General features: G+C 35.8%; 4 protein-coding genes. 2 read left to right on the plus strand and 2 right to left on the minus strand.

Annotated features, from left to right (window positions below):
* Both ABIQ28_RS08630 and ABIQ28_RS08635 read right to left on the minus strand, forming a co-directional pair.
* Positions 1 to 185 (minus strand): hypothetical protein (locus ABIQ28_RS08630; RefSeq protein WP_348036485.1); only part of this gene is annotated, 185 nt, incomplete at its 3' end.
* The gene (locus ABIQ28_RS08635) at positions 186 to 2,189 is read right to left on the minus strand and encodes a trehalase family glycosidase (RefSeq protein ID WP_348036486.1); all 2,004 of its coding nucleotides are present in this window, start codon (positions 2,187 to 2,189) and stop codon (positions 186 to 188) included.
* 224 nt (positions 2,190 to 2,413) lie between these two features.
* On the opposite strand from ABIQ28_RS08635, the gene ABIQ28_RS08640 reads away from it, so the two are divergent.
* Positions 2,414 to 4,108, plus strand: coding sequence for a transcriptional regulator (locus tag ABIQ28_RS08640; RefSeq protein WP_348036487.1), 1,695 nt, complete (start codon positions 2,414 to 2,416; stop codon positions 4,106 to 4,108).
* Positions 4,109 to 4,370: 262 nt separating this feature from the next.
* Positions 4,371 to 5,125: TonB-dependent receptor plug domain-containing protein (locus ABIQ28_RS08645; protein WP_348036488.1), on the plus strand; the 755-nt coding region annotated here is incomplete at its 3' end.

The raw sequence follows: 5,125 nt of genomic DNA on the forward strand, positions 1-5,125 counted from the left end.
AGATAGGATTCGCTTTCATTGCGACGCGATATTTTCAGGATATAACCTTGAGAATTGGCGATTTTAATTCTAAAATTAAAATCTACTTCTCCAGGAAGCGCTGTTGCGTGACCTTTCAAGTTGAAAAGCTTAAACAGAATTTCTTCGGCTTCCTGATTTGATATTTTTAGATGATCGTAGTTCATTTAGTCGTTTTGTAATAACATGATGAGATGTGCTGCGCTCCAGCTGAAATTTTCAGCATTTAGTCCTTCGCCCGTGATGGGGTGATAATTTTCACGAATGGCTTGTCCTTTACCTAACACACCATTGGCGCCTTCAATAATTTGGTGTGTGGCTTTATCAGCTTCGTCATTAAACCCATAATTACGCAAGCCTTTTACGCCGAAATAAGCTTGATCCAACCAATTTGGTCCTCTCCAATAACCTTTTAAAGGATTGAATTTTTCATGATCGGCACTCATCGTTTGAAAAGGCACTTTCGTATAGAATTTTTCAGGATTCATCATCTTAAGTTTTACAGCCTCGGCTTGCTCTTGCGTGGCGGCATTTGCCCAAAGTGCGGTCCAGCCTTCGCTTCCTGCACCTTTAATAAAAGTGCCACCATCGATCGTTGTATCGTAAAACCAACCATCTTCAGGATCATAGAATTGCTGTTGGATTTTATTTTTTAATACCTCAGCTTCTGTTTTATAGGTATTTGCATCTTCTTGATTATTTATAATCCCAGCGAGTTCGCTTAAATACAGTTTTTCAGCATACAAATAAGCGTTCAAATCGACACTTTCCTGATTGAGCGAATACGCGCCTTCTTCATTTTTCAGAATTTTAGAATCGTCAAATCTGATGGCATTATCCATTCCGCTTTCCCATTTTGCCGCAATCACGGTGCCGTCAGTTGAGCCATATTCGCATAAGCCATCTTGGTCATGATCACGCTTGTTGTACCACCATTCGTGGTATTTTTTGATTTTAGGATAGAGCTCTTTTACGAAGTTGACATCCTTATCTTTTTCATAAATTTTAACTACCGCCCAAGCCGAAAGTGGTGGTTTGGTATCGCGATAGTTATGCGCTTCAATTGTGGTGTCTCGGAAAATACAATCGACGATAAATCCATCATCACTCTGAAAATCAAACATGGCTCTCATTTGATTTTTTGCCAAATCAACATTATAATAAGCCAATCCGACCGCATGCTTCCAGGAGTCCCAGGCCCAAAATCCGTGAAAGCCTCTATAATGATAACTCGGAAACAAGCCTTCGTTAGTGAGCTCTCCAGAAGGAATACGCCAATTATTTTGCAAAGTCAGATGTGCTTTGGCCAAAACCCCAGCGTATTTTGCATCCTTAAATTCTGATGCTCTATTTTCAATCAGTGCTTTTAACTGTGTTTTTTTCTCCTCTTTTCGAGCCTTAAAAATCGAATCAAAAGATTCATTTTTGATCTTCTTGCTTTCTTCTTCCCAAGAATATTCAGGAAAAATAAAAGTTTGCCCAACCACAATGTCTTTGGTTTCATTAGGCTTTAGATTAAAACTGTTGCCTGCCTTATATTGCAAACTATCTACTAACTCAACTTGGGTGTCTTTTGGAAAAGAAACATAGCCTTTGGCATTCGTTTTTGTAGAGTTTATTTCGATGGTGTTCTCATCTTGTGACAATAAAATCCCATCAATCAAAACAGGTGCACTTTCCCAAAGCACTTCTATATGAATAGATTCTTGACCCGTATTTTTTATTGTGGTCCGCACTAAAGCCGTATGCCCGTTTTTAAAAAGCAAGGTTTGGTCAACCGCTAAAGAATTACCAGAATAGCCATTTTCTAAATGACTTGCAAAGCTATAAGAATGGTCGCGCGTTAAAGATTCGAAGTTATCATTCACTTTAATGGTAGCATTCATAAGCGAAGTACTCAACCAAACCCCATTTTGTTGGGTCATTAAAAAAGGGCCTGAAAAACCGAAAGACTCATCTGACTCGTCATGCATGCCATAGGCAAACCAAGCGCCTTGATCAGAAAACATCAAACCTGTTCTATCAAAAGCATCTTTAGGTGTGATATGATAATCTAAAATGTTTTCACTGAAATCTAGGAAATCATATGTCTCATGAATTTTCAGAGATTCTTTAGAGGTATTACAGCTTAAATTAAATACCAAAACAAAAACAAGTATAGGTTTTATCATCTTTTTTATATCCATCTTTATTACCATTTCAAATTATTAATTTTTCATAAACTTCAAGCCCACAAATTGCGAATTATTATCAATAATAACTCAAAACTTACCTTTACTTAACCTTACAAATCGTTTTTTTAGAAAAAAAGATTAGTTATTATTGTTGATATTTGTAAACCTATAGATCAGGCTAATAATAAAGGCATTTCTTTGACAATTACAAATTTTGACTAATGAACAAACTGATTACGCTTATTCTTATCGCCTTTATAGGGTTCTATTTTACTACCCAATCTCAAACGAATATCTGGGATGAAAATCCAACCGACTCACAACAGGAACTGGACAGCTTGCTAACCATTTTACCCACCTCAAAAAAAATAAATAAAACGCCTATCTTAAATAGGATTGCTGAAATATACTGGGTTGTCAATCCTGATAAAACTATAGAATATGGAACGGAAGCTTTAAAATTAGCGATTGAGTTTAAAGATAGAGATCAGGAAGGATTAGCACTAATAAATTTGTGTCAAGGGTATTTGTTTAATGATATTTATGATAAAGCCTTGCAATTTGGATTACAATCCTTAGAAATCAGAAAAGCGATTGGAAATGATTACGATCTCGCCTTCACTCTGCGCACATTGGGCTGGCTGTATTATGACATTGGTTATTTTGATAAAGCTTTAGAATATCACACGGAAACCTTAAGAATCCATGAGAAGATTGGCGACAAACAACGCATTGCCTACAGTTACAATAGTATCGGATTAATTTATGAAAGTAAAGATGACTGCAATTTGGCCTTATCGTTTTTCAAAAGATCTTTAGAACTCATCAAAGATTCCAATAATAAGGACCGGATTGCAGAAACTATGAAAAACATGGGCATCTGCTATCGTAAAATTAATGAACTCGATTTAGCCAAAACGTTCCTAGAGTCGGCATTGGAGATTACCACCGAAATTAAATACGAACACAAAAAAGTTGATATCCTCCATGAGCTCGCCCTCGTATATCTGAAACTTAAAAATTATGAGGCCTGCTTTGCATTGTTAGAAGAATCTAGAAACATTATCGAAACCCTAAGCAACAACAAGGAGTTGATTATAGAGAATGACAAAATTATGTCAGATTACTATTTGGCAAAAGAGAACTACAAAGAGGCCTTCAACTATTACATGAAATACACCCAAGGCATTTCCGAGGTGTTTTCAAGTAATAAAAGCGAAAAGTTGGCTGAAATGCGCATTTTGTATGAGGCAGAACGACGCGAGTCCGAAATTAAATTACTGGAACAAGAACGTAATTTAGAAGCCCAAAAAAGGAATTATTTATTGATTGGTGTTTTATTATTGGCAATTATAGCTATGCTAGTGATTGTAGGACTATGGAATAATATTAAAAAGAAAAAAGCAATCTACTTGCAAAGTCACAAGCTTTCCAAAGAGAAACTAAAAACCCAAGCGCTAGAACGCGAAAACCTCGAACACAAACTAGAGTTTCGAATGACCGAACTGACCAATTTGGCTTTGTTTATTTCTCAAAGAACAACGATTTATAAGGATCTGACGAAGTCTTTAAAAGATCTCAAATTCACCGATTTGAATGAACTCAAAAAGAACATCGAGGCGCTTATCAAAGAATACACCTTTAAGTTTGATTTCAATGAAGATATTCAACGATTCCATTCCAATATCGAAAATCTACAAAGCGATTTCTTATATAAACTGAAAGAAAGATTTCCCAAATTAACAGATAAAGATGTTCAGTTGGCCGTTCAAGTTAAACTCAAATTAAGCTCCAAAGAGATCGCAAACATCAATAACATCTCTGTAAATTCAGTTGAAATAGGAAGACACCGATTAAGGAAAAAATTAGGCTTAGACAGTAAAGATAACTTGGTTAGTTTTCTGGAAGATATTTAAGTCACAAAGTAATTTCTGGCATCTTCATATAAAAACAAAATTTATAAAGACCCTTCTGTGCTGGTTTATTAGCCATGTCAACAATTTCACATTTTATTTGAAGATTTAATACTAAACCGTTACAAACACTACTATTTTAATAGAATGTAAAGGTCAAGTAAAGGTGTTTTCTCATGTTTTATCTCAAAATAATTTAATATTTGGGAGTCTTAAACTTAAGTTAAAATCGAGTTTCAAGCTAACTAACAAATAAATTATTAAGATGAAAAACAAAAAATCAAAAAATGAAAAGCATGCTTTAAACGGTCTGTTTTTATTGCTTTTTATGTTTGTGTCTTTTGGATTTGTGACAAATTCATATGCGCAAAGCATTATTGTAAAAGGAACCATTGTAGATAATTCTGGATTTCCAGTTCCTGGAGCAACTATTATCATTAAAAGCAACCCAAGTGTCGGCACCCAATCTGACTTTGACGGAAACTACACGATTGAAGTTCCAAACAGACAAACCGTATTAGTTTACAGTTTCATGGGTTTTGCCACCAAAGAAATTACGGTAGGCAACCAATCCACCATCAATCTTACCCTACAAGAAAGTGCTGAAGATTTGGACGAAGTCGTTATTGTAGGTTATGGCACACAAAAGAAAAGTGATGTTACTGGGGCTATAAGCTCTGTTAAAAGCGAAGATCTGAACAAAGTAGTTACCACAAATCCTGTTGATGCCCTACAAGGTAGAGTTGCCGGAGTTACAGTAACCTCTTCATCGGGAAGCCCTGGGGCCACCTCAGATATTACCATTAGAGGTATTGGAAGTTTTGGAAATAACCAACCCCTTTATATTGTGGATGGCGTGCAAGCGGATCCTTATTTTCTTAATTCGAATGATATTGAATCTATAGAAGTATTAAAAGATGCGGCTTCGGGTGCAATCTACGGAACAAGAGCAGCCAACGGGGTCATCATCATTACCACCAAAAAAGGAAAATCAGGTAAGCCAAAAATCGAAATTGAAAG

Origin of the sequence: Gelidibacter sp., from assembly GCF_039916245.1 — a bacterium.
Classification (GTDB): domain Bacteria; phylum Bacteroidota; class Bacteroidia; order Flavobacteriales; family Flavobacteriaceae; genus Gelidibacter.